The organism is Agrobacterium sp. SORGH_AS 787 (assembly GCF_030819035.1).
Lineage (GTDB): Bacteria > Pseudomonadota > Alphaproteobacteria > Rhizobiales > Rhizobiaceae > Agrobacterium > Agrobacterium larrymoorei_B.
On record NZ_JAUTBG010000002.1, the window covers coordinates 1,952,820 to 1,979,067 of the forward strand.

Consider the following 26,248-nt stretch of genomic DNA (forward strand, 5'->3'; position numbering starts at 1 on the left):
GCCGCGCTAGTCGAATGACGGCAGCGCTTCCCCAGTACGAATTGATTGATATGCTGTTATCCATCGCCGACGGGTCAAGGGCAGATGATCAGATCCATTCTTACCATTGGAAAAGGAAACGCTTAGGAGAGAGTGCTTCTGGGCTTCTCGCATAAGATGATTCTTTTCCCGGTTTTTAAGTAACGTGAAGACGCGTATCATGAGTCGATTGAATCTTCGCCTTGTCTCCATGGATCTAAACCGTGCGAAGTTAGTTCGATATATTCTAATTTAATACAACCTTAAATCGGAGGCTGTGGAGCGGTCTCGCCTCCGTATCATTTCGGCTCGAAGGGCTTGCTCCCATGACTATCGTTCGCTTCACACTCTGTCTCCTACTACTCTGTTTTTCTTCAGGAACGTCATTTTCACAGAGCTTTCCCGCACCGACAGGGAAGCCGATCCTCACCATTTCGGGCAACATTTCCAAGACCAACGTCAATGGTACGGCGCAATTCGATCGCGCCATGCTGGAAAAGATGGGGCTCGTGACGATCGAAACGCAGACGCCGTGGTACGAGACGCGTGTTCATTTCGAAGGCGTTTCCATGGCCAAGCTGATGGAGTTCGTCGGCGCTAAGGGAGAAACCGTCAGGGCCGTGGCGCTGAACGATTACGTCAGCACAATTCCTGTGAAGGATTTTACCCAATACAATGTCATTCTTGCTATGAAGCGTGACGGCGAATATATGCAGGTGAGGGATAAAGGGCCGCTCTTCATCATATATCCTTATGATAGCATGCCAGAACTTCAATCGCAGACCTACTACACGCGCTCCGCTTGGCAAGTTGCCAAACTCATAGTTGAATAAAGGTGACATTTGCGAAAGGCGCTGGCAGTCGTTGTTTGCTGCTTCATACTCGCCACCGGCTATATCGCTTATGTGATAGCTGAGCGGCAGAACGCGCTTCAAAAATTCGCTCGCTATAATGACTCATGGGCTGTCAGCCAGACTGTGAGTGAATATATCCGTTTCGAAAGCCTGCTCGCGGAATATGCTCTCGGCATAGAAGGGATCGATAAGGACGAGCTGCGCCTCCGCCTCGATATCGTGCTTGGCAGAATGAGCTCTCTCAAGGAAGGGAGCCTGGCGGCCTTCATCGACGCCAAGCCAGAGATGCGCCGGGTCATTGGAGACGTCAATCAGGTCCTTGAGGATATCGACAATAGGCTCGAAGGCTTAAGCCCCGCTGAAGCAAGGGCATTGCTTCCGACGATAAGCGGTCTCGTTCCGCAATTGACGTCTGTTGCTGCTGCATCCGTTGCCAATGACGTCGAGATGATCGACGCCGCCCATGCGGAAGTCCGAAAGCTTCACATTATCTACACCGGGCTCGCAGGAGGGTTGATCCTGTGCGGCATGGCGTTGATCTTTCTCCTCTTGCGGCACAACCAACTGCTCGACCGCGCCCAGACAAAGCTTACACTTTTGGCTGAAGAATTACGGACTGCAACGTTAGAGTTGCAGTCTAATAATCTAAGGCTCGAGTATGATGCCTATCATGACGCACTGACAAACCTTCCCAACCGCGCGCTTTTTCGGCGTGAGCTCGTACGCAGGCTCGATCCTCCTACCGGCATCGATAAGGTTGCACTTCTGCTTTTGGATCTCGACGGTTTCAAGGAGATCAACGACACGCTGGGTCACGATGTTGGCGATAGCCTTCTTCAGGCCGTGGCTGCGCGCATTCTGCCGATGAGGAAGAATCACGAGCTGATCTGTCGGCTGGGAGGCGATGAGTTCGCGCTGGTCGCGGACAATCTCGACGAGGAAAAAGCACTCGGTCTTGCCCGCTCCCTGGTCGAAAGGATCGCCAGCCCATACCATATCGGTGATATGGAGATTAAGATCGGCACCTGTGTCGGCATTGCCATCTCCAACAGGCAGTCCCATGCCGATGAATTGCTGAAACACGCGGATCTTGCGCTCTACGAGGCCAAGCGGGCAGGGGCGGGAAGTCTCAGTGTTTACAGACCCTATATGCAGAGCCAATTGGCAGAGAAGCGATCTTTTGAAGCGGATCTGCAGGCCGCTCTCCAGAACAATGAGATGGAGGTCTACTATCAGCCGCAAGTATCAACGGAGACCCGCGATATTTGTGGTTTTGAAGCGCTCTTGCGCTGGACTCATCCTGTCCGTGGGCGCGTTCCTCCGGCGGAGTTCATTCCTGTCGCAGAAAGAACCGGCTTTATAAACGCGCTTGGAAAATGGGTGATGGAGACGGCCTGCAAGGAGGCCGCGCTTTGGAAGCCGGATATCAAGATCGCCATCAACCTCTCGCCTGTTCAGCTTCACAGTAGCAATCTCATTCAAAACGTCGTCGACGCGCTGGAAAAGAGCAGTCTCGATCCCGCGCGTCTCGAAATGGAGATCACCGAATCCGTGCTTCTCGGCAACAGCGACCAGACGCTTGCTATTCTTGGGAACCTAAAGGCGGTCGGCATCAACATGGCGATGGACGATTTCGGCACGGGTTACTCATCGCTTGGCAATCTGCGCCGCGTTCCATTCGATAAGCTCAAGATCGACCAGTCTTTCCTAACGGATATTACCAGCAGCCAGGATGCGTTAGCCATCGTTGAGTTTGTGGTGGGGCTCGGCCGCAAGCTGCGCATGACGATGATCGCCGAAGGTGTGGAGACGGAAGAACAGTTCGCTTATATGCGTCAGCTTGGCTGCGACCAGATCCAAGGCTACCTCATAGGCAAACCTGTTCCCGCAAGCGAACTTACCGCTTATGGCATCTATGCGTGAAGGTTCTTGATCGCCTGCCATTTCAACCCAACGAGCTTCGCTCCCCTAATAAGAATTTGAAAGGACGCATGATGGAAGCGTTTGAGATACACGGTGTCCTCTTGCGACTGTCATCAGACGAGGTCTCACCGGTGATATGGCAGGCGTTGAAGGATGGCAGCTACGAAGCGAAGGAAGCCCGGAGCGTGGCGCGCGCTGTCAGACCCGGCGACCGGGTCCTGGAGCTTGGTTCAGGCATCGGGGTCATCACGTCGGTGATTGCACGCATTCCGGACGTTTCAGTCTTCGCTTTCGAGGCCAACCCCTCTACTGCGCGTCTTGCCGAGCGAATTCTGGCGGCAAACGACGCCAGCAATGTGCGTTTCTCCCAGGGGCTTTTGACCGCCGGGGATCCTGATACGCATGTCTTCTATGTTCGGCGCGATTTGTGGATGTCATCCATGGATGAGCAGCAGGGTCCCTATGAAAGCAGTATTGAGATTGGGTCGGAGAACATCGACGCCTTCATCCAGCGTCATGACATCAACGTACTGGTAATGGACATCGAAGGGGCGGAGCGTGATCTGCTGCGCGATGCGACGCTAAAGGGCGTGGAGCGGATTTTCGTCGAACTCCACGATCATCTCTATGGTCTTTCGGGGGTTCGCGACATTACCCAGGCGCTGGCGGAAAAAGGTTTTGCCTATGATCCTCGGGGATCTCGAGGCCCTTGCGTCCTCTTTGCCAAGGATGATGGACCGCGGGAATATGATCCTGACGTGGACTGATGAGAAGACCATTCGGCCTTCTCATTTTCGATCTAAAGCGTGGGGGCGACCTTTCAGATTCGCTCCCACGTTTTAACTGTTGTTATCGCAAAACCGCTGCACACTTTTTGCGCGACGTGCTTTTAGGCTGCGCGGCGCTGCTGATAGGTCATCGATTTTTCGACGTGGAAGCGTGAAATCAGCGACGCAAGGTTGCTGCTGATATCGCTCAAGCCGTGGGTAGAGGCATTGGTCTCTTCCACCATCGCCGCATTCTGCTGCGTCAGCTGATCCATGCTGTTGATGGCCATATTGATTTCCTGGATTCCGACGGCCTGTTCGCGCACGGCTTGGGTGATCGCGCCGATATGCTCATGAATATCGTCGACCTTGCCGCCGATGGAGTTCAGCGCTTCATCGGTGCGGTTGACGAGCGAGACACCGTGGGCGACGTCCTGCGACGACTTGTCGATCAGCGTGCGGATTTCCTTGGCGGCGGAAGCCGAGCGCTGGGCCAATTCGCGAACTTCCTGTGCGACGACAGCAAAGCCTTTGCCGGCTTCACCGGCACGTGCTGCTTCGACGCCGGCATTCAGCGCCAGAAGGTTCGTCTGGAAGGAGATCTCGTCGATGACGCTGATGATCTGCGTGATCTTCTGTGATGAGCTCTCGATCGCGCTCATGGCCTCAACGGCTTCGCTGACGATGTGACGGGAGCGCGCCGCTTCTTCGGCCGAGCTTTTGACGATCGCTTGGGCCTCTTCCGTCCTTGAGGCGGACTGCTTCGAGATCGTGGTGATCTGATCAATCGCCGCGGCTGTTTCTTCGAGCGAGGCAGCCTGCTGCTCGGTGCGCCGCGCCATATCGTCGGTCGCGGATGTCAATTCCCGCGTATTGTTGGCGATCTTGTGGGACTCTTCAACGATCTCGGAAAAGGCTCCGGACAAACGGCTGATGGCCGCATTGAAGTTTTCCTTGAGGCCGTTAAATTCTGTGGGCAGGGGGCCGTCGATACGCGCAGTGAGATCACCTTGCGCCATCCGGTCCAGCGCACTGTTCAGCAGCGCCAGAACGTGGTCCTGCTCTTCCTTCATGCGTTTCTGTTCCGTCTCAACCTTCGCACGCTCGTCGGCAAGCACATCGAGATAAACGGAAATCGAGTAATCCATGTCCAGCATCGCAGCCTTGACCGTTGCACTGATGCCCTTGGTAACCTTCTTACCCTTCTTCTCGACCAGAAAGCCTTTCATTTCCGATTCGACGATGGCCTTGATGATACCTTCCAGCACAAGGGCGTAGCCGCCGATGTACCAGCGCGGCTCAAGCCCCAATCGCGCATGGGTGCGTCCGATAGCACTCACCGCCTTGGTGTAATCCGCGTCGAAGACGCCAGATGCGATACGTGTCCAGTGGCTGACCTGCATGTTTTTGGCATGCTGGATGTGCGCTTCGCTGGAGAAGAACTTCGCGGTTTCTGGAACGGCTCTTGCCTTCTTGTAGAAAGCGTCGAGCGAGCTGCTGAGCGTGTCGGTGATCGTTGTTTTCAGAGCGGCAAGATCCTGCCTCTGCTCCGAATCCAGACCGAGGAAATCAAGTCGCTCGGTCAATTGAGAATTGTTGTGCAGCCCCGTCATAGTAAAACAGCCCCTACTATTCGTGCACGTTCCCCAACTGCACGCAAAAAATCGATCGGGGCAGGAAAACACAACTATGCTTAAATATTTGCTAAAACAGTAAATCAACCTTTGATAGGTGGTGGACAGGCGCTAAGGATCGAACCTTAGCGCCTGTCGCAATCAAAAGAACTGCTTAAGTCTTCACTCGACCGTTTCAGCGGTCTCGACCGGTGGGCGGGAAGCGCGTTCGCTAGGATCACGACCAATTTCCGCCTTGAGGGACAGAAGATCGATGAAGTGGTCGGCCTGTCGGCGAAGATCGTCGGCGATCATCGGCGGCTGCGTTGACATCGTAGAGATCACGGACACCTTGCGCCCCTTGCGTTGCAGCGCGTCCACCAGCGTCGTGAAGTCACCGTCACCGGAAAAGAGAACCAGATGGTCCACGGTCTCGGACTGTTCCATGGCATCGACGGCAAGCTCGATATCCATGTTGCCCTTGATCTTGCGGCGGCCCATGGCGTCGGTAAATTCCTTGGCAGGCTTTGTCACGACCTTGTAGCCGTTATAGTCCAGCCAATCGATCAGCGGACGAATGGAGGAATATTCCTGGTCTTCGATGAGGGCAGTGTAATAATAGGCGCGTAAGAGATATCCGCGCTTCTGAAAAGCCTTCAGTAGCTTTCGGTAATCAATATCGAAACCGAGGCTTTTCGATGCAGCGTAGAGGTTTGCCCCGTCAATAAAGAGCGCAATTTTCTCACGTGGGTCGAACATAAAAAAGGGTTCCTCCAAAGCGGCTCCCAGCCGCGAATATAATAAGAGTATCGAATACCAGCTAACATCTTGGTCTGTGATACATTATTAAGCTTTCATATAAGCTCGTTTGCCTCGCAGTCCAGACCCACCGCTACAATTTGCACTAACTTCTGAACGGTGCGTGTGGTTGCGTCCTGTAGAAGACAAAGCACGTGAAATGAGGAAAAACTTGAAATTCGCGGACAATGTCTATATCGGGACCATTAATCAGCGACATCACGACCCGCAAAGGACAGGCAATGGCCCGTGTCACAGTAGAAGATTGCATTGACAAAGTAGACAACCGTTTCGAGCTCGTTCTCCTGGCAAGCCACCGCGCACGCCAGATTTCGCAGGGCTCTCAGATCACGGTTGACCGCGACAACGACAAGAACCCTGTCGTTGCCCTTCGCGAGATTGCCGATGAGACGCTTTCGCCCGATGACCTGAAGGAAGATCTGATTCATTCGCTGCAGAAGCATGTGGAAGTGGACGAGCCTGAGCCCGATCCGGTGACGCTTGCAGCCAATGCGACCAGTGAGAGCGAAGACGACGACGCTCCTGAAACCATCACCTTCGACCAGATGTCGGAAGAAGAGCTTCTGGCTGGCATCGAAGGTCTTGTGCCGCCGGAAAAGAACGACGACTACTAAAACCGGGCGCTGTGCCGGTTTTCGTCCGGTTACGCTCTGTAAATGATTGTCGTCATAATCTTATCCTGGATTATGTATCATCGTGCGCCAATCCGGCGGGGCCGTCCCCGTCAATTGGCGCGCTTTCTTTTTTCGGGGCATCCCATTCATGATGCGACAATACGAACTCGTGGAGCGGGTTCAGACATACAAGCCTGATGTGAATGAGGCCTTGCTGAACAAGGCCTATGTTTACGCGATGCAGAAGCATGGCCAGCAGAAGCGGGCCAATGGTGACCCCTATATCTCCCATCCGCTGGAAGTGGCGGCGATTCTCACCGAAATGCATCTGGATGAGTCCACCATTGCGGTTGCTCTCCTGCATGACACGATCGAGGATACCAGCGCGACACGCGCTGAAATCGACGAGATGTTCGGAGAAGATATCGGACGGCTGGTCGAAGGCCTGACGAAGCTCAAGAAGCTCGATCTCGTCAGTAAAAAGGCCAAACAGGCCGAGAACTTGCGCAAGCTGCTGCTGGCAATTTCAGACGACGTGCGCGTGCTCTTGGTCAAGCTTGCCGACCGCCTGCACAATATGCGCACCATGGAGCATATGCCGGCCGACAAGCGCAGCCGCATCTCCGAAGAGACGATGGAAATCTATGCGCCCCTCGCAGGCCGCATGGGTATGCAGGACATGCGCGACGAGCTTGAGAACCTCTCGTTCCGCTATCTCAATCCCGATGCTTTCGAGACCGTGACCAAGCGACTGCAGGAACTGGAAGAGCGCAATGAGGGACTGATCAAGAAGATCGAGGACGAACTGCGTGAACTGCTGCTGGCGAATGGCGTCGAAGGCGCTATGGTCAAGGGGCGACAGAAGAAGCCCTATTCTGTTTTTCGCAAGATGCAGTCCAAGTCGCTGTCCTTCGAGCAATTGTCCGATGTCTACGGCTTTCGCATACTCGTGCAGGATATCCCTTCCTGTTACCGTGCGCTTGGCATTGTCCACACGCGCTGGCGCGTGGTACCTGGCCGCTTCAAGGACTATATCTCGACGCCCAAGCAGAACGATTATCGTTCGATCCATACCACCATCGTCGGTCCGTCACGCCAGCGTATTGAACTGCAAATCCGCACGCGACGCATGCACGAGATTGCCGAATTCGGTATCGCCGCGCATTCGCTCTACAAGGATGGCGAAACGGGCGACACGGAACAGCTTTCGACCGAAACCAACGCCTATTCCTGGCTGCGTCACACGATCGAATCGCTTGCCGAAGGCGATAACCCGGAAGAGTTCCTCGAGCACACCAAGCTCGAACTGTTCCAGGACCAGGTCTTCTGCTTTACGCCAAAGGGCAAGCTCATTGCGCTCCCGCGCGGCGCGACCCCCATCGACTTTGCTTACGCCGTCCACACCAATATCGGCGACACCACAGTCGGCGCGAAGATCAATGGCCGCATCATGCCGCTCGTCACGCGCCTTAACAACGGTGATGAGGTGGAAATCATTCGCTCCGGCGTGCAGGTGCCGCCTGCCGCTTGGGAAGAGGTCGTCGTCACCGGTAAAGCGCGTTCGGCGATCCGTCGTGCGACACGCATGGCCATCCGCAAGCAATATGCAGGTCTGGGCTATCGCATCTTGGAGCGCACATTCGAGCGCGCTGGCAAGACCTTCTCGCGCGAAGCGCTAAAGCCGGTCCTGCACCGCTTGGCGCATAAAGACGTAGAGGATGCTATTGCGGCCGTCGGTCGCGGTGAGGTGTCCTCTCTGGATGTCCTTCGTGCAGTCTTCCCAGATTACCAGGATGAGCGCGTGACCGTGAAGATGACCGGCGACGACGGCTGGTTCAATATGCGAAGCGCTTCCGGCATGATCTTCAAGATTCCCGGAAAGTCGCGCTCAGCAATGGAGGATGATGGCGCCACCGAAGTGCTGGATGGCCCGGATCCCATGCCGATCCGCGGTCTGTCCGATAATGTCGAAGTCCATTTCGGCGCGACCGGGGCCGTCCCCGGCGATCGTATCGTCGGCATCATGGAGAAGGGGAAGGGGATCACCATCTACCCGATCCAGTCGCCTGCACTCCAACGGTTTGACGATGAGCCGGAACGCTGGATCGATGTGCGCTGGGATCTCGATGAGGCAAACAAGTCCCGCTTTATGGCGCGGCTGTTGATCAACGCGCTGAATGAGCCTGGGACGCTGGCCTCCGTTGCACAATCCATCGCGACGCTGGATGTGAATATTCGGGCGCTCAACATGGTGCGTATCGGCACGGACTTTTCGGAGCTGTCGCTCGACGTGGAAGTCTGGGATCTACGCCAACTGAACCAGCTTCTCTCGCAGTTGAAAGACCTTGATTGCGTTTCAACGGTCAAACGTGCCTTCGATTGATGCATCAAGTGCTCAATAAAGTGACTTTAAGGCCGCTGCTATGCGATTCTTGCATGGCAGCGGCCTTGTCTTATCCGTAGTCATCAGGCGGTATCGCAGCTATTTTCACTCCAGAAATCAAGAGCAACAGAGGTTTCCTCCGGCATTCCTGCCGTTGAAGACAGAGCCTCAAATCTGGAAAGGATATGCAAATGTTTGCACCGCTTCGTAAGATCGCCCGCGCTGTTCGTGGCAAGTCGGTTCAGGAACGCGAATTCGATTACCTCAGCGGCTCGGTATCGAATGTCGATCTCGAACTTCGCCAGCGCGAAGTTGATCGCGGCATGTTCCGTAGATAAGACAAAAATGCATGGCGGCCATGCCGCCACGCTTGGCGCGGAGCCGTTGGGCTCCGCCAAGATCATGTCCCGTAAAAGTGCTGACCGATCTGCGGATCGGGAATTTGACGAACCAAAGAATGAAAGCGTGAACGGCGGATGCCCGCTATCGTGACACGCTCGAGTGCGGTGCCGTTTTCGCCACTTGGCGGAATGCGGGCGATGACATAAAGTCCGCTCATGCCATTTCGCCGCCGCCGTCCTGCAAAACTCTCCGAAAGACTCATCGCCTCGCTCTGGCCTCGTATGGGGCTGCGTCGTTCGCTTCGCTATATGAAGTTGAAGCTGGTTCGCCTTTCGGCATCGCCCTACGCGGTGGCCGCCGGTGCGGCAACGGGCGTGGCCGTTTCCTGGACACCGTTTCTCGGCGTCCATATTCTTATCGCCATGATGATCGGCTTTGTTCTGCGCGCAAATCTCGTTGCTGCGGCACTCGGAACGACATTTGCGAACCCACTGACATTCCCGCTGATATGGGCGTCCACTTGGGAGCTCGGTCATTTCATCCTTGGTCGTAATGGCGGCGAGGTGGCGGGGCGCGTGGATTTTGTGGAAATATTCGCCCACATGAACTTCCTGCAATTATGGAAGCCGGTTCTAGAGCCGATGACGATTGGCTCACTGATTCCGGCCGCGATCTCGGCCGTCGTCACCTATGCGGTAGTCTATGCGATCATCAGTGGTTTTCGCCAGCGCAAGCATCAAAAAATTTCTGCGCGTGCCGCAAATCGTAATGCCATGATGGATTTGGTTGAATGATTATTGGTCTCGGAAGCGATCTCATAGATATCCGCCGGGTCGAGGCGTCCATCGAACGTTTCGGTGACAGGTTCACGCATCGCTGTTTCACCGACATCGAGCGAGAGAAATCCGACCGCCGCAAGAACCGTGCCGCATCCTATGCGAAACGCTTCGCGGCCAAGGAAGCCTGCTCGAAGGCGTTGGGCACGGGGCTGGCGCAAGGTGTGTTCTGGAAGGACATGGGCGTCATCAACCTGCCAAGTGGCAAGCCGACGATGCATCTCACCAATGGGGCGGAAGAGCGCCTGAAGGCCATGCTGCCGGCCGGTCATGAGGCGGTGATCCACCTGACGATCACGGATGACTTTCCCTATGCGCAAGCCTTCGTCATTATCGAGGCGCTTCCTGTTTCCGGATGATGTCACAGCGGCAACGTCGCTGGGGCTGCATCTCAATAGAAAAGCTTCCCTTTGGTCCGGAAAGGCACTAAAGCATCTCAAAAGACCGTGCAGCGGTCTATGACAACGACGAAGAACGAGCAGACAGGTCTCTAAGTGTCCGAAAAAGCAGAAAAGAAGCAGAACGCCCTCTGGGAAAACGTCAAGGTCATCGTTCAGGCTCTTCTGCTGGCGATGGTTATTCGCACCGTGTTGTTTCAGCCCTTCACCATCCCATCGGGCTCGATGATGCCGACGCTCTTGGTGGGGGATTATTTGTTCGTCAACAAGTTCTCCTACGGCTATTCCAAATATTCCCTGCCGTTCTCGCCGAACCTCTTCTCGGGCCGCATTCTCGAGTTCAGCGAGCCGAAGCGGGGTGACGTTGTCGTCTTCCGTCTGCCGCCAAATCCTGAGGTGGATTATATCAAGCGCCTCGTTGGTCTGCCTGGGGACCGCATCCAGGTGACGAATGGTGTGCTCTACATCAACGGCAACCCGGTTCCGAAGGAGCCAGATGGTTTCTTCACCTCGGATTACCGTGCGGATCCAGGCACTAATGTCCCAGTCTTCCGCGAAACGCTGCCCAATGGCGTGAGCTATGATACGCTTGATCAGTCGCCGGACAGCCGTGGCGATAACACGCGCGAGTTCATCGTTCCTGAAGGTCACTACTTCATGATGGGCGACAACCGTGACAACTCGCTCGACAGCCGTTTCGACGTCGGTTACGTGCCCGCTGAAAACCTGATTGGCCGCGCAAGCGTCATCTTCTTCTCGCTCGGCAACGACACACCGTTCAGCCATATCTGGGAATGGCCCGCAAACATGCGCTGGGATCGCATCTTCAAGGTTGTTCAATGAGTAAGGCCAAGCCGCTCCAGATGGACGAGATCGCCCGTCTGGAAGCGTTGATCGGATATGAATTCAAGGAAAAGGCCCGGCTTGACCGGGCCTTGACACATGCAAGTGCCCGCTCCGCGAAGGCCGGCAACTACGAGCGTCTGGAGTTTCTCGGAGACCGTGTTCTCGGGCTCTGCGTTGCCGAATTGCTGTTCTCCACCTTCCGCAACGCGACGGAAGGCGAGCTTTCGGTTCGCTTGAACCAGCTTGTCAGTGCCGATTCCTGCGCTGCGATTGCCGATGAAATGGGACTGCATCTCTTCATCCGTACGGGCTCCGACGTCAAGAAATTGACTGGTAAGGCCATGCTGAACGTGCGTGCCGATGTAGTGGAAAGCCTGATCGCCACCATTTATCTGGACGGCGGATTGGAGGCTGCGCGCAGCTTCATCCTGAAATACTGGCAAGGCCGCGCCAACGGCGCCGATGCCGGGCGTCGCGATGCAAAGACCGAGTTGCAGGAATGGGCGCATGCGAAGTTCGCAGCAACCCCCAACTACCGGGTTGACGATCGCTCCGGACCGGATCACGATCCGCGTTTTACGGTGACGGTGGAAATTCCAGGCGTTGCGCCGGAGACGGGTGTCGATCGCTCGAAGCGTGCGGCAGAACAGGTCGCTGCGACAAAACTATTGGAACGCGAAGGCGTCTGGCAGAAACCATCTGCCGCAAACTGATTGGACACTCATGACCGAGAATGATTTCACCGCAGCGCCCGGTGAGGGCAATGACGATAATGCCAAGGCAGCTGCCCCGACACGTTCGGGCTTCGTAGCGCTGATCGGGCCGACCAACGCCGGAAAGTCGACGCTCGTCAACCGGTTGGTGGGCGCCAAGGTGTCGATCGTCAGCCACAAGGTGCAGACGACGCGTGCCGTGATGCGCGGCATCGCCATTCATGACAATGCCCAGATTGTCTTCATGGATACGCCCGGCATCTTCAAGCCACGCCGCAGGTTGGACCGGGCCATGGTCACCTCTGCCTGGGGTGGCGCCAAGGATGCGGACGTCATTTTACTGCTGATCGATAGTGAGCGCGGTCTGAAAGGTGACGCAGAAACCATTTTGGAAGGCCTGAAGGACGTTCGCCAGAAGAAGATCCTCTGTCTCAACAAGATCGACCAGGTGAAGCGCGAAGACCTTCTGAAGCTTGCGGCTGCCGCAAACGACATCGTTGCCTTCGATCGCACCTTCATGATTTCCGCCACCAACGGCTCCGGCTGTGACGACCTGATGAACTATCTGGCAAGCGAATTGCCGCAGGGGCCTTGGTATTATCCGGAAGATCAGATTTCCGATCTGCCGATGCGCCAGCTCGCAGCGGAAATCACCCGTGAAAAGCTTTTCCTGCGTCTGCATCAGGAACTGCCCTACGCCTCCCATGTGGAGACGGAGAAATGGGAAGAGCGCAAGGACGGCTCGGTCCGTATCGAACAGGTGATCTATGTCGAGCGCGACAGCCAAAAGAAGATTGCGCTTGGCAAGGGAGGGGAGGCGATCAAGGCCATCTCATCCGCATCGCGCAAAGAGCTTTCGGAAATCCTCGAACAGCCGGTTCACCTTTTCCTCTTCGTCAAGGTGAGAGAGAACTGGGGCGACGATCCGGAGCGTTTCCGCGAGATGGGCCTGGAATTCCCGCGCAATTGAGCGTAACGACCGCGAAGCGGATAACCGCTTTTCGAATGAGACATGCATAAAACAAGGTGGGTCGGCGATGGATCAAATCGCGAATGCCCGCCACCATTTCATGCCGTCATGAGACTCGTCGCAAGAATGCGGAAAGAGGTCTCATGATACGACTGATACCTCGACCCCATTTCTTGCCTCCAACGGATTGTCATGTCTCCCAAAAAGCCGAGCGGCGTTTCCACCACGCCATGTGAAGAGTGCCCGCTTCGCGACATGCCGCATTTCCGTGATTTCACCCCGCCGGAGCTTGATTTCGTTTCGCACTTCAAGACGGGTGAACTGAGCGTCGAAAGCGGCGCATTGATCCTGATGGAGGGGTCGCACAGCGCCCATCTTTTCACGGTTCTGGAAGGTTGGGGCTTTCGTTACAAGACACTGGAGGACGGGCGCCGGCAAATCTTGAACTATCTGATGCCGGGAGACCTCGTCGGACTCCAGGGCACTGTGATGGGAGAGATGCAGCACTCTGTCGAGGCTTTGTCGCCTGTCACACTTTGCGTCTTCGAGCGCGGGCGGCTTCCCAGCCTTTTCACCGATCACCCCTCGCTTGCCTTCGACCTGACGTGGATCGCGGCAAGCGAAGAGCGCATGCTGGATAGCCATCTGTTGAGTGTCGGCCGACGAACGGCCATCGAACGCGCGGCCTATCTTCTGGCATTCCTGCACCAAAGGGCGACGCGTGTCGGGCTGTTGCAAAAAGGCATGCCCATTCCCGTCACACAGCAACATGTGGCAGATACGCTTGGACTTTCCATCGTGCACACGAACAAGACGCTGAAGAAGCTCGCGGAACGAAACTTCATTCGCTGGATCGACAAGGGCTGTCTCGTGCTGGATGAGGAAGGGCTGGCGAACCTTGCGGGATGGGATCTCGATTCGCGCAGCAAGCGGCCATTTATTTAGAGCATCGTCCACGCAAAAATGTGCAGCGGTTTGCGATAAAACACGGGCCTAAAGCGTATGAGCGACTGTGAAAGATCGCGCTCACGCTTTAGGGGAAGCGGTGCAGCCGAGGGGATCTTTCACAGTGCGACCAGCCTGCCTCATCTGAATTTTGAATCATGATTTCTAGGGCTTCCCCCGGTATCCTGATATGTCTTTTTTAAATGACGTAGCGGAAGTGATCTGCGATGTCAGGAATTCGTAAAGTTATTGAATGAAATCGGCCTTCCAATTGAGGCCCGGCCGGGAGAATATAATAAATATGGTGCCTCAACGGGTTCTCATCATCGAGGACGAGTATCTGGTTGCAATGGACGCCGAAGCGTGCCTTCAGTCGATGGGAGTCGGGACTGTCGAAATCGTAACGACTTTGGCTCAAGCCCAGGAAGCGCTGGAGCGCGCGCGTCCGGACTGCGTCCTGCTGGATGTTAATCTCTCGGACGGCATGAGCTATGAACTGGCGAGACGGTTGAAAGATCACGCCATTCCGTTCGGTTTTGTCAGCGGATATGGGGATACCAGCGGGTTCCCCGAGGATTTTGCCGAAACGCCGCTTCTCGACAAGCCTTTCGCCGAGCCAGAACTCAAGTCATTCGTCTCACGCCTGATGGCGTAATTATTGGACCCGAACCGCTTGCGCGGGCTATAGTGCTTTAAGCACGGTCCAAGCAAAAGTGCTGAGCAGTTTTGCGATATCGATATGCGATTGAACAATGATCTAAAGCGTAAGGCGCGAGTCTGAAAGATCGCGACACGTTTATTAACGCTACGATTGTCTGTCGTGGCGTTGGAGCTCTGGGCGATATCTTCATGCAGTGGCAGGACGAGGCAATCATTCTCGGCGTCAAGCGCCATGGCGAGACGAGTGTCATTGCCGAGGTGATGACGAGCGCTCGAGGGCGCCATCTCGGCATGGTGCGGGGTGGCCGGTCCAGATCCATGCAGCCGGTGCTTCAGGCCGGTAATCGTGTCGACGTCACGTGGCGCGCGCGCCTCGATGATCATTTGGGAGAATACCGGATCGAGCCGCTTCAATTGCGCGCCGCGCAGTTGATGGAGACGGCGACGGCTGTTTATGGCGTCCAGGCCATGGGCGCGCTGCTGCGGCTATTGCCGGAGCGCGATCCGCACCCGCATCTCTATCGCGCGCTCGATGTCATTCTCGACAATCTGTCCGATCCGGCGGATGCTGGCGAATTGTTCGTGCGTTTCGAGCTGGCGGTATTGAACGATCTTGGCTTCGGTCTCGACCTTACGGAGTGCGCGGCAACCGGAATTCGTAGCGATTTGGTCTATGTTTCGCCGAAAACCGGGAGGGCCGTCAGCCGTGCGGCTGGCGCACCCTATGCCGATAGGATGCTGGCGCTGCCTCCATTTCTTGGCGAAGCACATGCACCCTCTGCGGATTGCCAGAGCCTGTCTGCGGCTTTCCGCCTGACGAATCATTTTCTGAGCAGACACGTCTATGAGCCGAGAGGGATTAAAGAAAATGCCGCCCGCGACGGTTTCGTTCAGGCGGCGTTGAAGGCCTTGGCGCGGAAACTGGACGAGGTAGCCGCTCACCCGGAGACACTCGGTGAAACCGGCTGATCAGTTCGGTTTTCTCGACTTCATGCCATGGCAGGGCGGATGACGGGCCTCTCTTCGATCGGCCAATGTACGATGGCGGCAAATATGCCCATCGCAACACCCAGCCACCAGACGAGATCGTAAGAGCCGAGTTTGTCGTAGAGGAAACCGCCGAGCCACACACCGAGAAACGAGCCGACTTGGTGCGACAGGAACACCACGCCGCCCAGCATGCCGAGATGGCGCGTGCCGAACATGATGGCGACGAGCCCGTTTGTCGGGGGCACGGTGGAGAGCCATAGGACCCCCATGACCGCTGCGAAGATAACGACGGAGACAGGCGTTTGCGGCAGCAGCAAAAAGGCGGTTACCGCTATCGAACGGCCGATATAGATATAGGCGAGGAAATGCGGCTTAGAATAGCGCTGCCCGATGACGCCGGCGGCAAGCGATCCGCCAATATTGAAGAAGCCGATCAGCGCCATTGCGATAACCGCATAGCGCGGCTCGATACCGATATCGCCGAGATAAGCTGGAAAATGCGCCGTGATGAAGGCCACTTGAAAGCCGCAGACGAAGAAGCCGGTGGTCAGCAACAGATAGCTCTTATGTCCAAGCGCCTCTTTCAAAGCTGCACCAACGGTTTGTTGAAATTGCGCCTGCGACTGTGAACCGGATGATGAATTGCCGCGGAGCGGCCATGCCAGGAGCGGCACCAAAAGCATCATGACGCTGAGGAAGACGAGGCTGTCCGACCAGCCATAATTGGAAATCAATCCCTGGCTGATCGGCGCGAAGATGAACATTCCAGCAGATCCAGCAGCCGTACCGATGCCAAATGCCATGGAACGCTGTTCCGGCGTCACATGCCTGGCAAAGGCCGAAAGGATGACGCTGAAGGAGCCCGCTGCAATGCCAAGCCCGACCAATACACCGCCGCCGAAATGCAGCCAGAAGGGCGAGGTGCCGAACGACATGCACAGGAGCCCCAAAGCGTAGAGGACGCCTGAGAGAATAAGCACCCGTCCCGTGCCGAACTTATCGGCCAGTGCGCCAAAGAAGGGTTGCCCCAAGCCCCAGAAGAGGTTCTGCAGTGCCATGGCGAGCCCGAAGGTGGACCGGTCCCAACTCGTATCCGCCAGCATCGGCAGCTGGAAGAAGCCCATGGCCGAGCGCGGCCCAAAGGTCATCACGGCGATCAGCGATCCAGCCAGAATGATCAGCCACGGCATGGGCCGGCTGGTGGACGCGCTGGATAATGTAGCCATGATTTTCCTCCGGATAAGGGAAGAACATTATTCATCCGTGCGTAGACACACCAGCGACTTTTCTTGACAGGTGCATCAGCGGGGTTGATGCGACACGCCCGTCATTCACAAGCTCTATCCCCGCCGCTTCAGCGGCCATGCCTCGTCGCGCCACTCCACGACCTTGGCGACATCCCCGAGCTTGATCGTACCTTCGCCACGCGGTGTCAGATTCCAGCCGAACAGCACGCCGGGAACGCGGCGATCGGCGGACATGCGGATGCGGCCCATGGCCTTCATCGGGGAGGGCACGTCACGCGAACCAGTCTTCTGGTCCTGGGTGGTCATGATGCAGCGGGTGCAGGGTTTGACAAGATCGAAGCGAATGCCGTTGATGTCGATCGCCGCCCAACGATCTTCCGCCCATGCATCATCCGTCTCCAGCACGATGTTGGGGCGGAAACGCTCCATGCCGACGCTGTCTTCGCCGTGGGCCGTCATGTCCGCGTTGAGAGCGTCAAGCGAGGCGGTGGTCGCGACCAGGATCTGGTAGCCATCGGCAAAGGTGACGGGTGTCTCATTGCCAGTCCACTCCGCGTTGGCGAGGCGCTTCGATTGATCGTCGAAGAAGGCAAGCTTCATCTCCTGTCCCAGCCACTGCGAGAGCGTACGATTGGCTTCATCGCTTGCAAGAGCAGCGTCGACGGTGGATTTCCAGACGGTGACATCGAGCCTCGAGGATGACGGCAGGGCGAGAACGTCCCCCTTGCCCTCGATAGACAGGCGATATCCGCCGGCCTCCGGGGCAACGTTCAAGGTAGCAATTGCAGGAAGTTCGCGCTGCGTGATGAATTGGCCGGAGGGATCGACCAGCATCGCGCGACGGTCGCCTGGCAAGCCTTCAGCGGAGATAGCGGTCTCGGAAAGAGTAAGGCCTCTGGCACTCTTAACGGGGTAAACATTCAACTGCGTGATTTGCATCGCCACTCTCCTCAGATTTCGTCCAGAAACATATCGAGCACCTGTTGAAGGCGCTCATGTCGTTCTCTTGCAAGCTGTCGACCAGCCTCGGTCTGAAAGCCATCCGCCAGTTTGAACAGCTTGTTTTCAAAATGGTCGATGGCAAAACGGCGATCGTCGAGCGGGCGGTTCTTCGCGAGAGGATCCTCCGGATCGTAGAGCGCCGAACCCAAGCGCCCTGCAATGTAGAAGCAACGGGCAGCACCTGCCATGCCGATCGCATCGAGCCTGTCCGCATCCTGCAGGATTTTAGCCTCACGCGTTTCAGGCGGCAGGTTGGCGGAGAAGCTGTGCGTGAGAATGGCATGGGCGACCGCTTCGATATCCGCCGTCGCCCAGTCGAGATCAGCCAAAATGCCACTCGCCTTTTCCGCGGCGATACGCGACGCCTGCGCACGCAGTGGTGAGTTCTTCTCCACCGCCACGCAATCATGCAGCAGAACGCTTGCCGCCAGCACCGTCCCGTTCCCGCCCTCCTGCGCATGGATACGCATGGCGTTGCGGAAGACGCGGTGAATATGCGCGAGATCATGCGAGCCGTCATCGCCCTCCGCGGCATGCGGAATCAGCTTTTCGGCAAGCGCTTCATATGGCGCAAAAGATGCAGCATGCATTCGCGATTCCCCAATCTCGTGAGATCGCGTTTTAGAGCCGGTGAGGCAGCGGCGCAATCACTGCTGCACTGTGGCATCCTTCGGCTTGGACGTCAGGATCTTCTGGTAGAAGAGGCCGATGCCGATCAGCACGACGCCGAGCCCAATGAAGGAGAGCGCGCGCAACACGCCTTCCAGATTGCTCATATCGATCAGGAAGGCCTTGGCGACGGCAAGCAGAACCAGAGCGGCGGAGGCGAGGCGCAGGCTCTTGGCATCAAAGCGCGAGCCGAGTGCCAGGAGAAGCACGCCGATGGCAAGCCAGACGACGGAATAGCTGTAGGTTTCTCCCTGTAGAAAGCCCTTCCAGTCCGCGATGTTCTCGCCCTGCCAGAAACGGCGCACCGATAGCGTCGCCCAGGCAAAGCCGAGGGCTGCTCCCCAAAGCGCGAGTAACGCAACATAAGGCTGAGGGCGTTTGCCCCGTGCATAATAGGCCAGTCCCGCATAGGCTGCGCCGGGAAGCAGGTAGCCGATGAGGAGGAGGTTGAAGAACGGCCAGCGTCCGGTGTTTTCGCCGGTGAAATAGGGGTTGAGGACAAAGAAATGCGCAATCAGTACATTGACCATGGCCACGCAGCCGGCGAGCATTGAACCGTAGCGGAAGATCGGGCTTGGGCTCTTCATATCGAGCGTCATCAACACGCCGGACATGCCGATCGTCAGCAGCGTGTAGATGGATTGTTCGCCAAGTGTCGGCACCGCATCGTTCAACACGCCGCCATTCATCGCGTGCCGCACGAGAATCGCCAGCGTCATCAACACCATCAGACTTGCAAGAGCTTGCAGGAAGTTCCGGATACGGAGATCAGGTGAGTGGCGCAAAAGCCATGCCGACAGGACGGCAAGCAGGGTAGGAATGCCGTAGCCCGCCAGAAGCGCATTGAAGACCGGCGTGGTGCCGAGGTTCTGCGGACCGACAATCGTGGGCTCCCATGCAATCCGGCCAAGCACGATGACGAGTGCAAGCGCCATGACCCAGGCGAGGGCTGGCCAGGCACGGCGCCTCGTTCCAAGAACGTAGATGAAGCCGAGCAGAGGGATAAGGATGGTGGTCGCAAGTCCGTTCGTCAGCGCATGGATCGTCAGCAGGAAGCCGAGGAATGAGCCGATCACCAACATGTTGACTGGCCGCCGGAAGGCGGGTTCCGAGGTTCTGTCGAAACGATAGGCCGCGCCGAAGAGAACAAGACCGATCGCCAGGCCATAGGCTGCGTGCAGCCAGTCCCGCGTCAGATTGCCGTATTCGACGAAGCTGATCACGCCGAGACCGACGGGAACGATGGAGCCGATCGATGCCCAGAGCGTGCCAAAGGCCTCATCCTTCGATGTTCTCCGCCGGATGGCCTCCACTGCAAATAGCAGGAAGACGATGCCCATGATGCGGGTGATCGACGCCTGAAGGCTGTGATCCACGGCGACGGAAGCAGTGGCTGCAACGCTGCCGAAGGTCGATAGGAATTCAAGGTTGTTCTGTGCCAGGATATTGGCGCAACCGAGTGCGGCGAGCGAGGCGAAGATGGCGGGCCATACCGCATGAAGGCGCCCTGCACCAAAGGCAGCAAGGCCGATAATCAGCACGGCCACCACAAAAGCCGGGTGCATGCTGATGCCGGATCCTGTGGCAAGTAAGGCAAGTGCGGTGAGAACGACCGCAAGCGAGGCGGTGAGGTTGATCGCAAGCGGTGCTCTTCCCAAGAATGCGAGAAGACGGTTCGCGGGTTTTGCAGCATCGCTCTCGGTTGCAGGCGGATGTTCCTCTGCGACGTGATCGAAGGCTTTGCCGGGCCAGATCCAGATGGAGCCTGCGATCATGGCAAGAAGCGCGAACATGACAGGCTCTGCAAGAACCGTGTTCGACGCCATGATGTAGCCGATAGCCCACGATCCAAGTCCGATATTGGCGAGGGCGGGCACGACCTTCCATCTTTGGTACCGCGCCGCAAGCGCCGTCGCTACCCAGGAGACGGTGAGGAAGCCGAAGAGCGCCCAGATGCTCGGCGTTTCGGTGACGATAAGAGCAGGCGTGACCATGGAACCGAAGAGCCCCAGCCCGGCAAGCGCCTGGCCGTGAAGAAGAGACAGAGCCAGTGTGGCGAAAGCGACGAGTGCAAGCAGGATGAAAGCCGTCGTCGGTCCGATATAGTCGTAAATGCCATAGGCTGCGAAGACCACGCCGAAGAGCGTCAATGAGGCGGCGGCTGTGAGCACGCCGGGGATCATGGCGTTGGAATAGGCAGCCGCAATGCCGGGCACGGCACGGCGTCGTATGGCTTCGCCTGCAGCGGCAAGCAGAAGGCCGAAGAGGGCGGCCATGGCGAGCCGCACGGCGGGGCTCAGCAGGCCGTTTTCGATGGAGTACTTGACCAGCAATATGCCGCCAAGGCCAAGCGTGATGCCGCCCAGCCAGACGGCCCAACGCGCGCCAAGCCTGCTTTCGAAGCTTTCTTTGGGGGCGGCTTGAGTCGTTACAGCTGCGGTAGGGACGGTTTCGTCCTGCTTTAAATCCTCTGTCTTCGACTGAAGGGGCAGCGGTGGCGGGGTGCCGCTTTGATCCGCATTAGCGTCAGCTTGCAGGGCTGGCAACGTCACGCCTTCAACAATTGCGTTTGCTGCCTCTTCAGTCTGGTCTTGTGCTTCGGCAGACACGGAAGCTGGCACGGCACCTGCCATCTGGGCCTTGAGGCCCGAGACTTCCTTTTCAAGCTCTGCAAGGCGCCTGGAGTTCTTGATGCTGGCGCTCAGCGTGTAGAAAAACGCAACGACATAGCCGACGATAAGAAGCAGCAGGAAAGACGTCATAAGCACTCCGCGTATAGCTCTGTTTTTTAAAGCCTTTTATTGCGGTATCTGCAAGCGTTTTGGCGTCTTTCGGCTCCCGGCGCGTCCTCTCTTCAGGTCCTCCTCACTGGATGTTGCGAGCCGTAACCCATTCCTTGGCCAGTTCGACATCCTCAAATCCAAGGTCGTGATTGTTCGGCAGAATTCTGACCTCCACCTCGGCACCGCTGCCTTTCAGAATGCCGGCAAGCGCATGGGCCTTGTCGCGATGGCGATCAGTCTCTCCCGCAGCCAGCAGGAAACGTTTCGAGCCGAAATCGACGGCAGGCCAATGCTCCAGAACCGGCATCGGTCTAAGCAGCAAGGCATCGGCTGCCCAATAAGGGTGGAGGGCAAAGAAGGCGGCGAGAAAGTTGGCGCCGTTGGAGTGGCCTATGAAGCTCAGCGTGGCGCGGGCGATGCCATAAGACTGGACCGCGCCTTCCAGGAAGGCGGCAAAAGCTTCCGCTTCAGAAGCGATATCCTTCTGGTCGAAGTTGAGATCGCCAAAGCGCCGGAACCAGCGCGCCACATCCTCCTCAGTGCTTCGTCCGCGAACGCCCAGCAGCGTGGCGTTGGGATTGGCTCGATGGGCCAGTGCCATGAGGCTGGTCTCGCTGCCGCCGGAACCGTGGAGCAGAACGATGGTGCTGCCGTCCGGCTCGGCAGGGGTGTGAAAACGATGGACGAAGGGCAGGTCGCGGTAGATGACGCGCTCCTCTCCGGGCATGGAAAATTGCGGCAGGGCTACGCGGACATCTTCCTCATCGCGCATGAAGAGCGGCGGAATGAATAAGTCCTCGCCGAGCCTTTCCAGCGGCTCATCGATCGTCATGCCCGGCGCGTCGGTCGCCATCTCGATCAGCACGCCTCCCGGTTCGCGGACATAGAGCGAGTGAAAATATTTCCGGTCATGCGCATTGGTGGTGGAAGAGTTCAGAGACTTCAGCCGCTTGAGTGTCTCCCCCAACGCATCCATGTCGCTTGCGCGAAAGGCGATATGGTCCACGGTGCCGGTCCCAGGCGCGCTGGACCAGAAGCCTGTTGCGTCGCGGACATCGATAATGTCGCCGGAATTCGAAGACATGCGCCGGATCGCGCCTTGTTTGTCCCGGCGAACATAGCCGAAATAGTTGGAAAGGAAGCCTTCAGTTTCTTCCGGCACCTCGCTCAGAACGGTAGCGCCGCGGATGCGACGGATGGCGTGTTCCAGAGGAATGCCACGCGCATCATGCGGCTGGGCTTCGGGGAAGACACTGGTGCCGACAAGCTTAATGATAATGCCGTCCGGATCTTTCAGCCGGATGACAGGCTCACCGAACTCTTCCATCGGTCCCTCGGCATGAACCCCCGCCTGCAAGGCACGCGTCAGCCAGAAGCCAATGCTCGCCGGATCGATTGCCAGAGATACTTCCAGTGTCTGGCCGTAACCGACGCGCCCCTTTCCGCCATCCTCCCAGACAAGGAAGGTCATGAGAGAGCCGGGGGAGGCGGCGTAATCGCCGTAGAGCAGATGAAGCTGCATTGCGTCTTCGAAGCCCGCGGTCCGCTTCACCAGGCGCAGTCCAAGGAAACCCGCATAGAAATCCACATTCGCCTGAACCTTCCGCGTAATCATGGTGATGTGGTGGATGCCGAGGGCCGATGTCATGCGTGTCTCCAGCTGTGGTCGATGCTGCCATCTTCATCGTCCTGGCGGATTTCGCAATCCATGAGCGTCAGAACGATGTGTTCATATCCCTATCACTGAACGTGCGACATTCGTGTTTCGCCTATTCAATCGGCGCGATGCCTAGTCAGCGTTGCGAAAAAGATCAAAAAAAATGCAAAGTAAAATTTGCGTAATTTATGAGCTATTAGTTCTTGCCATATGGGAGGAAATTGTTTTGTATGACGGCAACAACATAAAAAACCTCCAGAGGGAAATATCTGAATGTTCACGCGAAGGCTGTTTTCAAAAACAGCGGCTTTGGCCGCAATTTCCATGTTCGCGGGTATCTCTGCCGCGCCCCTTTCAGCCCTTGCAGATACACCGATCAAATTCACGCTCGATTGGAAATTCGAGGGACCTTCCGCAGGCTTTCTTCTCGCGCTCGACAAAGGATATTTCAAGGCGGAGGGCCTGGACGTCACCATCGATAGCGGAAACGGCTCCGTCGAAGCCATTCCACGGGTTGCCACCGGCGCTTACCAGATGGGCTTCGGCGATATCAACTCCGTCATGAAGTTTCTCGATGAAGACCCGTCGCAGAAGGTGAAGGCCGTCTACATGGTCTATGAGCGCCCGACATTTGCCGTCGTTGGTCGAAAGTCCTTGGGTGTCACGGAAGACCCGAAGTCGCTGGAAGGCAAGAAGCTTGGCGCGCCACCGCCGGATGGCGCCTTCGCCCAGTGGAAGGCGTTCAAAGAAGTCGCCAAGATCGATGACAGCAAGATCACCATTCAGTCCATCGGCTTCCCCGTGCGCGAGCCGATGCTGGCAAAGGGCGATGTCGATGCCGTTTTTGGCTTCGCCTTCTCGGTAATCCTGAACCTGAAGGCACAAGGCATCTCCGACGACGATATCGCCACGATCCTGATGGCAGAGCATGGCTTGAATCTGTATGGCAATTCTGTGCTGGTAAACACTGATTTTGCTAAAGAAAACCCGCAAGCGGTGAAAGGCTTCCTCAAGGCGCTTGCCAAGGGCTTTGCCGATGCCGTCAAGAACCCGGAAGAGGGCGTTGCTGCCGTGCTGAAGCGCAACGAAACGCTCAATCCTGACATCGAATTGCAGCGCCTCAATATGGCAAATTCGATGAACATCAAGACGCCTTATGTGATCGAAAATGGCATGGGCGGGGTCGATCCGGCACGCCTTGCTGCATCCATGGAAACGCTGAAGATTTCCATTGGCCTCAAAGGAAATGTCAAGGCTGAGCAGGTTTTCGATGCAAGCTACCTGCCGCCCAAGGAAGAGCGGATGCTGCCGTAACGGCGACATAGAGCATGGTCAGCGCAAAAGTGCGCAGCGGTTTTGCGATGACGATATGCGACAAAGCAAGGACGTAAAGCGCAAGGAGCGAATCTGAAAAGTCGCGACGCGCTATAGAATAAGACGACGACAGTTGGTGATGCTCGGGCTCCACCCGAGCATTTGTCCATTGACCCTGTCGCCCCATGGAGGTCGGTCCCTCGGATGGGCGGCCATCGGGTATTTTGAAAGAAAATAGGAACTGGGGACATGTCTCATCTGGTTGAAATCGACGGCGTCGACATGCGCTATGGCGGCGCTTCGGGAACGCTCGCCGTTTCGAACCTCAAGCTCAAGGTAGATCGAGGAGAGTTTGCCGCCGTTGTCGGTCCTTCGGGCTGCGGTAAGTCCACGCTGATGAAACTGGTAACCGGGTTGCACATTCCACAGCGCGGCAATGTCATTGTCGGCGGCAAGCAGGTGACAGAACCCGTCTCTATTGTCGGAATGGCGTTCCAGAATCCCACCATGCTGCCATGGCGTACTACGCTTGAAAACATTCTCCTGCCGCTTGAGATCGTCGAGAAGCACCGTCGTCGACTGCGTGCCAACAAGGCCGAGTATGTCGCCAAAGCCGAACGGCTGCTGGAGATCGTCGGGTTGAAAGGTTTCGGGTCGAGGTACCCTTGGCAGCTTTCCGGGGGCATGCAGCAGCGCGCCAATCTTTGCCGCGCGCTCATCCATGAGCCGGAACTTTTGATGTTGGACGAGCCTTTCGGCGCGCTTGATGCCTTCACGCGTGAAGAGTTGTGGTGTGTGATCCGCGATCTTCATGCGGTCCAGCGCGTGACGATCATTCTCGTCACCCATGACCTGCGCGAGGCGGTCTTCCTCGCCGACAAGATTTTCGTGATGAGCGCAAGGCCGGGCAGGGTGTTGGCGGAACATCGCGTACCGTTTGAGCGGCCACGCCAACTGTCCATCATGTATGAAAAGGGCTTCAACGACATGGTTCAGGAACTTCATGGCGAAATCGCCCAGGCGAGGGTAGCGGCATGAGCGCGGTTGTCGAAGGTCAGGTCGTCGCGACGCCACCAAAGCCGTTGATTGCCCGCGTCAATTGGGTCAAGGCCGCACCATGGCTCTATACGCTTGCGCTCTTTGCGGCGTGGGAGTTGCTCGTCTATGCGCTGAAGATGCCGCAGACCGTGCTGCCGTCGCCGACCCGGGTGGGCCAGGCCGTCTTGCAATACTGGTCGCCGATCTGGAAAAACTCACTGCAGACACTCTATACGACAACGCTCGGCTTTGCGATTGCGGTTATTGCGGGCCTTGGCATCGGACTCTTCATCGGCTGGTCGAAAACGATTTATGCCGGGCTTTATCCATTGATGATCGGCTTCAACGCCATCCCGAAAGTGGCCCTTGTCCCCGTTCTCGTTATCTGGTTCGGTATCGGTACGGTACCTGCGGTACTCACGGCCTTTCTGATTTCCTTCTTTCCGATCGTCGTCAACGTCGCGACCGGCCTTGCTACCATCGAACCGGAAACCGAAGACGTGCTGCGTGCGCTCGGCGCCAAGAAGATGGACATCATGCTGAAGGTCGGTATTCCGCGCTGTATGCCCTATTTCTTTGGCTCGCTGAAAATTGCCATTACGCTTGCCTTCGTCGGCTCGGTCGTGTCCGAGACTGTGGCATCCAATTACGGCCTCGGCAATATGATGAGTTCGGCCCAGAGCCAGTTCAATGTGCCACTGGTGTTTGCTGGCCTGCTCATGCTCGCGGTCGAAGGCATCGTCATGTATGCCATCATGGCCTGGGTGGAAAAACGCATGACCGGATGGGCACATCGCTCGACCATGGGGCAGTGAAGCAGGAAGAGAACAGGCGTGCGCGGGCGGTG

The 26,248-nt window shown here is 56.9% G+C and carries 25 protein-coding genes; 17 read left to right on the forward strand and 8 right to left on the reverse strand.

Going from position 1 to position 26,248, the window contains the following annotated elements; translation table 11 throughout:
- The first annotated feature begins 344 nt into the window (after positions 1-344).
- From QE435_RS18660 to QE435_RS18670, 3 genes are all read left to right on the forward strand, one after another.
- The gene (locus QE435_RS18660) at positions 345-851 is read left to right on the forward strand and encodes an oxidoreductase (RefSeq protein ID WP_306931898.1); all 507 of its coding nucleotides are present in this window, start codon (positions 345-347) and stop codon (positions 849-851) included.
- A 9-nt stretch (positions 852-860) separates the two neighbouring features.
- Positions 861-2,795 carry an EAL domain-containing protein gene (locus QE435_RS18665; protein ID WP_349042286.1) on the forward strand — a complete coding sequence of 645 codons (1,935 nt, stop codon included), beginning with the start codon at positions 861-863 and terminating at the stop codon, positions 2,793-2,795.
- Positions 2,796-2,866: 71 nt separating this feature from the next.
- Positions 2,867-3,562, forward strand: a complete 696-nt coding sequence (locus QE435_RS18670) for an FkbM family methyltransferase (protein WP_306934800.1) — start codon at positions 2,867-2,869, stop codon at positions 3,560-3,562.
- Between the two features lie 122 nt (positions 3,563-3,684).
- On the opposite strand, the gene QE435_RS18675 is transcribed toward QE435_RS18670, so the two are convergent.
- Complete coding sequence (locus QE435_RS18675) at positions 3,685-5,175, reverse strand: methyl-accepting chemotaxis protein (protein WP_349042287.1); 1,491 nt, start codon at positions 5,173-5,175, stop codon at positions 3,685-3,687.
- Positions 5,176-5,358: 183 nt separating this feature from the next.
- Complete coding sequence (locus tag QE435_RS18680; RefSeq protein WP_306931902.1) at positions 5,359-5,934, reverse strand: NYN domain-containing protein; 576 nt, start codon at positions 5,932-5,934, stop codon at positions 5,359-5,361.
- A gap of 281 nt (positions 5,935-6,215) precedes the next feature.
- On the opposite strand from QE435_RS18680, the gene rpoZ reads away from it, so the two are divergent.
- The 3 genes from rpoZ (at position 6,216) to QE435_RS18695 (ending at position 9,329) form a co-directional block, all read left to right on the forward strand.
- Positions 6,216-6,608 carry a DNA-directed RNA polymerase subunit omega gene (gene rpoZ, locus QE435_RS18685; protein WP_306931904.1) on the forward strand — a complete coding sequence of 131 codons (393 nt, stop codon included), beginning with the start codon at positions 6,216-6,218 and terminating at the stop codon, positions 6,606-6,608.
- Positions 6,609-6,756: 148 nt separating this feature from the next.
- Entirely contained in the window at positions 6,757-8,991 is a 2,235-nt protein-coding gene (locus tag QE435_RS18690; protein WP_349042288.1) for a bifunctional (p)ppGpp synthetase/guanosine-3',5'-bis(diphosphate) 3'-pyrophosphohydrolase, read from the forward strand.
- 191 nt (positions 8,992-9,182) lie between these two features.
- Positions 9,183-9,329 carry a DUF3563 domain-containing protein gene (locus QE435_RS18695; RefSeq protein WP_296019594.1) on the forward strand — a complete coding sequence of 49 codons (147 nt, stop codon included), beginning with the start codon at positions 9,183-9,185 and terminating at the stop codon, positions 9,327-9,329.
- A gap of 62 nt (positions 9,330-9,391) precedes the next feature.
- Here QE435_RS18695 and QE435_RS18700 read toward each other — a convergent pair whose 3' ends face one another.
- The gene (locus QE435_RS18700) at positions 9,392-9,550 is read right to left on the reverse strand and encodes a hypothetical protein (RefSeq protein WP_349042289.1); all 159 of its coding nucleotides are present in this window, start codon (positions 9,548-9,550) and stop codon (positions 9,392-9,394) included.
- On the opposite strand from QE435_RS18700, the gene QE435_RS18705 reads away from it, so the two are divergent.
- From QE435_RS18705 to recO, 8 genes are all read left to right on the forward strand, one after another.
- Entirely contained in the window at positions 9,549-10,127 is a 579-nt protein-coding gene (locus QE435_RS18705; protein ID WP_349042290.1) for a DUF2062 domain-containing protein, read from the forward strand. The genes QE435_RS18700 and QE435_RS18705 overlap by 2 nt on opposite strands.
- Positions 10,124-10,528: a holo-ACP synthase gene (gene acpS, locus QE435_RS18710; RefSeq protein WP_349042291.1), complete on the forward strand. Its 405-nt coding sequence runs from the start codon at positions 10,124-10,126 to the stop codon at positions 10,526-10,528. Before QE435_RS18705 ends, acpS begins: the two co-directional genes overlap by 4 nt.
- A 135-nt stretch (positions 10,529-10,663) precedes the next feature.
- Positions 10,664-11,410, forward strand: coding sequence for a signal peptidase I (gene lepB / locus QE435_RS18715; RefSeq protein WP_306931911.1), 747 nt, complete (start codon positions 10,664-10,666; stop codon positions 11,408-11,410).
- Positions 11,407-12,126, forward strand: a complete 720-nt coding sequence (gene rnc / locus QE435_RS18720; protein ID WP_309772961.1) for a ribonuclease III — start codon at positions 11,407-11,409, stop codon at positions 12,124-12,126. Before lepB ends, rnc begins: the two co-directional genes overlap by 4 nt.
- 10 nt (positions 12,127-12,136) lie before the next feature.
- Entirely contained in the window at positions 12,137-13,096 is a 960-nt protein-coding gene (gene era, locus QE435_RS18725) for a GTPase Era (protein ID WP_349042292.1), read from the forward strand.
- 192 nt (positions 13,097-13,288) lie between these two features.
- Complete coding sequence (locus tag QE435_RS18730; RefSeq protein WP_349042293.1) at positions 13,289-14,041, forward strand: Crp/Fnr family transcriptional regulator; 753 nt, start codon at positions 13,289-13,291, stop codon at positions 14,039-14,041.
- Between the two features lie 301 nt (positions 14,042-14,342).
- Positions 14,343-14,696 (forward strand): response regulator, encoded by a 354-nt coding sequence (locus QE435_RS18735; protein ID WP_306931919.1) that lies wholly within the window; start codon positions 14,343-14,345, stop codon positions 14,694-14,696.
- A 194-nt stretch (positions 14,697-14,890) separates the two neighbouring features.
- Complete coding sequence (gene recO / locus QE435_RS18740; protein WP_349042294.1) at positions 14,891-15,670, forward strand: DNA repair protein RecO; 780 nt, start codon at positions 14,891-14,893, stop codon at positions 15,668-15,670.
- A 20-nt stretch (positions 15,671-15,690) separates the two neighbouring features.
- On the opposite strand, the gene QE435_RS18745 is transcribed toward recO, so the two are convergent.
- The 5 genes from QE435_RS18745 to QE435_RS18765 form a co-directional block, all read right to left on the reverse strand.
- The gene (locus QE435_RS18745) at positions 15,691-16,917 is read right to left on the reverse strand and encodes an MFS transporter (protein WP_349042295.1); all 1,227 of its coding nucleotides are present in this window, start codon (positions 16,915-16,917) and stop codon (positions 15,691-15,693) included.
- 114 nt (positions 16,918-17,031) lie between these two features.
- Entirely contained in the window at positions 17,032-17,877 is an 846-nt protein-coding gene (locus tag QE435_RS18750; RefSeq protein ID WP_349042296.1) for an MOSC domain-containing protein, read from the reverse strand.
- A gap of 11 nt (positions 17,878-17,888) precedes the next feature.
- On the reverse strand, positions 17,889-18,530 hold the full coding sequence (locus tag QE435_RS18755) for an HD domain-containing protein (RefSeq protein ID WP_349042297.1): 642 nt from the start codon (positions 18,528-18,530) through the stop codon (positions 17,889-17,891).
- Positions 18,531-18,587: 57 nt separating this feature from the next.
- Entirely contained in the window at positions 18,588-21,371 is a 2,784-nt protein-coding gene (locus QE435_RS18760) for a DUF2339 domain-containing protein (protein ID WP_349042298.1), read from the reverse strand.
- 103 nt (positions 21,372-21,474) lie between these two features.
- On the reverse strand, positions 21,475-23,040 hold the full coding sequence (locus QE435_RS18765; protein ID WP_349042299.1) for a VOC family protein: 1,566 nt from the start codon (positions 23,038-23,040) through the stop codon (positions 21,475-21,477).
- Positions 23,041-23,322: 282 nt separating this feature from the next.
- Here QE435_RS18765 and QE435_RS18770 point away from each other — a divergent pair, with 282 nt between their 5' ends.
- The 3 genes from QE435_RS18770 (at position 23,323) to QE435_RS18780 (ending at position 26,216) form a co-directional block, all read left to right on the forward strand.
- A complete protein-coding gene (locus QE435_RS18770) occupies positions 23,323-24,363 on the forward strand; it encodes an ABC transporter substrate-binding protein (RefSeq protein ID WP_349042300.1) in 1,041 nt (346 codons plus the stop codon).
- Positions 24,364-24,612: 249 nt separating this feature from the next.
- On the forward strand, positions 24,613-25,401 hold the full coding sequence (locus tag QE435_RS18775; protein ID WP_349042301.1) for an ABC transporter ATP-binding protein: 789 nt from the start codon (positions 24,613-24,615) through the stop codon (positions 25,399-25,401).
- Positions 25,398-26,216, forward strand: a complete 819-nt coding sequence (locus tag QE435_RS18780) for an ABC transporter permease (protein ID WP_349042302.1) — start codon at positions 25,398-25,400, stop codon at positions 26,214-26,216. The genes QE435_RS18775 and QE435_RS18780 overlap by 4 nt, the downstream gene beginning before the upstream one ends.
- Positions 26,217-26,248: the final 32 nt, after the last annotated feature.

Excerpts from the sequence above, each read along its gene's own strand:
- era (WP_349042292.1), top strand. The coding sequence starts at position 12,137 with ATGACCGAGAATGATTTCACCGCAGCGCCCGGTGAGGGCAATGACGAT.
- QE435_RS18775 (WP_349042301.1), top strand. The coding sequence starts at position 24,613 with ATGTCTCATCTGGTTGAAATCGACGGCGTCGACATGCGCTATGGCGGC.
- acpS (WP_349042291.1), top strand. The coding sequence starts at position 10,124 with ATGATTATTGGTCTCGGAAGCGATCTCATAGATATCCGCCGGGTCGAG.
- QE435_RS18765 (WP_349042299.1), bottom strand. The coding sequence starts at position 23,040 with ATGACATCGGCCCTCGGCATCCACCACATCACCATGATTACGCGGAAG.
- QE435_RS18690 (WP_349042288.1), top strand. The coding sequence starts at position 6,757 with ATGATGCGACAATACGAACTCGTGGAGCGGGTTCAGACATACAAGCCT.
- QE435_RS18770 (WP_349042300.1), top strand. The coding sequence starts at position 23,323 with ATGTTCACGCGAAGGCTGTTTTCAAAAACAGCGGCTTTGGCCGCAATT.
- QE435_RS18670 (WP_306934800.1), top strand. The coding sequence starts at position 2,867 with ATGGAAGCGTTTGAGATACACGGTGTCCTCTTGCGACTGTCATCAGAC.
- QE435_RS18700 (WP_349042289.1), bottom strand. The coding sequence starts at position 9,550 with ATGAGCGGACTTTATGTCATCGCCCGCATTCCGCCAAGTGGCGAAAAC.
- QE435_RS18755 (WP_349042297.1), bottom strand. The coding sequence starts at position 18,530 with ATGCATGCTGCATCTTTTGCGCCATATGAAGCGCTTGCCGAAAAGCTG.
- QE435_RS18730 (WP_349042293.1), top strand. The coding sequence starts at position 13,289 with ATGTCTCCCAAAAAGCCGAGCGGCGTTTCCACCACGCCATGTGAAGAG.
- QE435_RS18745 (WP_349042295.1), bottom strand. The coding sequence starts at position 16,917 with ATGGCTACATTATCCAGCGCGTCCACCAGCCGGCCCATGCCGTGGCTG.
- rpoZ (WP_306931904.1), top strand. The coding sequence starts at position 6,216 with ATGGCCCGTGTCACAGTAGAAGATTGCATTGACAAAGTAGACAACCGT.
- rnc (WP_309772961.1), top strand. The coding sequence starts at position 11,407 with ATGAGTAAGGCCAAGCCGCTCCAGATGGACGAGATCGCCCGTCTGGAA.
- QE435_RS18735 (WP_306931919.1), top strand. The coding sequence starts at position 14,343 with ATGGTGCCTCAACGGGTTCTCATCATCGAGGACGAGTATCTGGTTGCA.
- QE435_RS18760 (WP_349042298.1), bottom strand. The coding sequence starts at position 21,371 with ATGACGTCTTTCCTGCTGCTTCTTATCGTCGGCTATGTCGTTGCGTTT.
- QE435_RS18660 (WP_306931898.1), top strand. The coding sequence starts at position 345 with ATGACTATCGTTCGCTTCACACTCTGTCTCCTACTACTCTGTTTTTCT.
- QE435_RS18705 (WP_349042290.1), top strand. The coding sequence starts at position 9,549 with ATGCCATTTCGCCGCCGCCGTCCTGCAAAACTCTCCGAAAGACTCATC.
- QE435_RS18695 (WP_296019594.1), top strand. The coding sequence starts at position 9,183 with ATGTTTGCACCGCTTCGTAAGATCGCCCGCGCTGTTCGTGGCAAGTCG.
- QE435_RS18780 (WP_349042302.1), top strand. The coding sequence starts at position 25,398 with ATGAGCGCGGTTGTCGAAGGTCAGGTCGTCGCGACGCCACCAAAGCCG.
- QE435_RS18750 (WP_349042296.1), bottom strand. The coding sequence starts at position 17,877 with ATGCAAATCACGCAGTTGAATGTTTACCCCGTTAAGAGTGCCAGAGGC.
- QE435_RS18675 (WP_349042287.1), bottom strand. The coding sequence starts at position 5,175 with ATGACGGGGCTGCACAACAATTCTCAATTGACCGAGCGACTTGATTTC.
- QE435_RS18680 (WP_306931902.1), bottom strand. The coding sequence starts at position 5,934 with ATGTTCGACCCACGTGAGAAAATTGCGCTCTTTATTGACGGGGCAAAC.
- recO (WP_349042294.1), top strand. The coding sequence starts at position 14,891 with ATGCAGTGGCAGGACGAGGCAATCATTCTCGGCGTCAAGCGCCATGGC.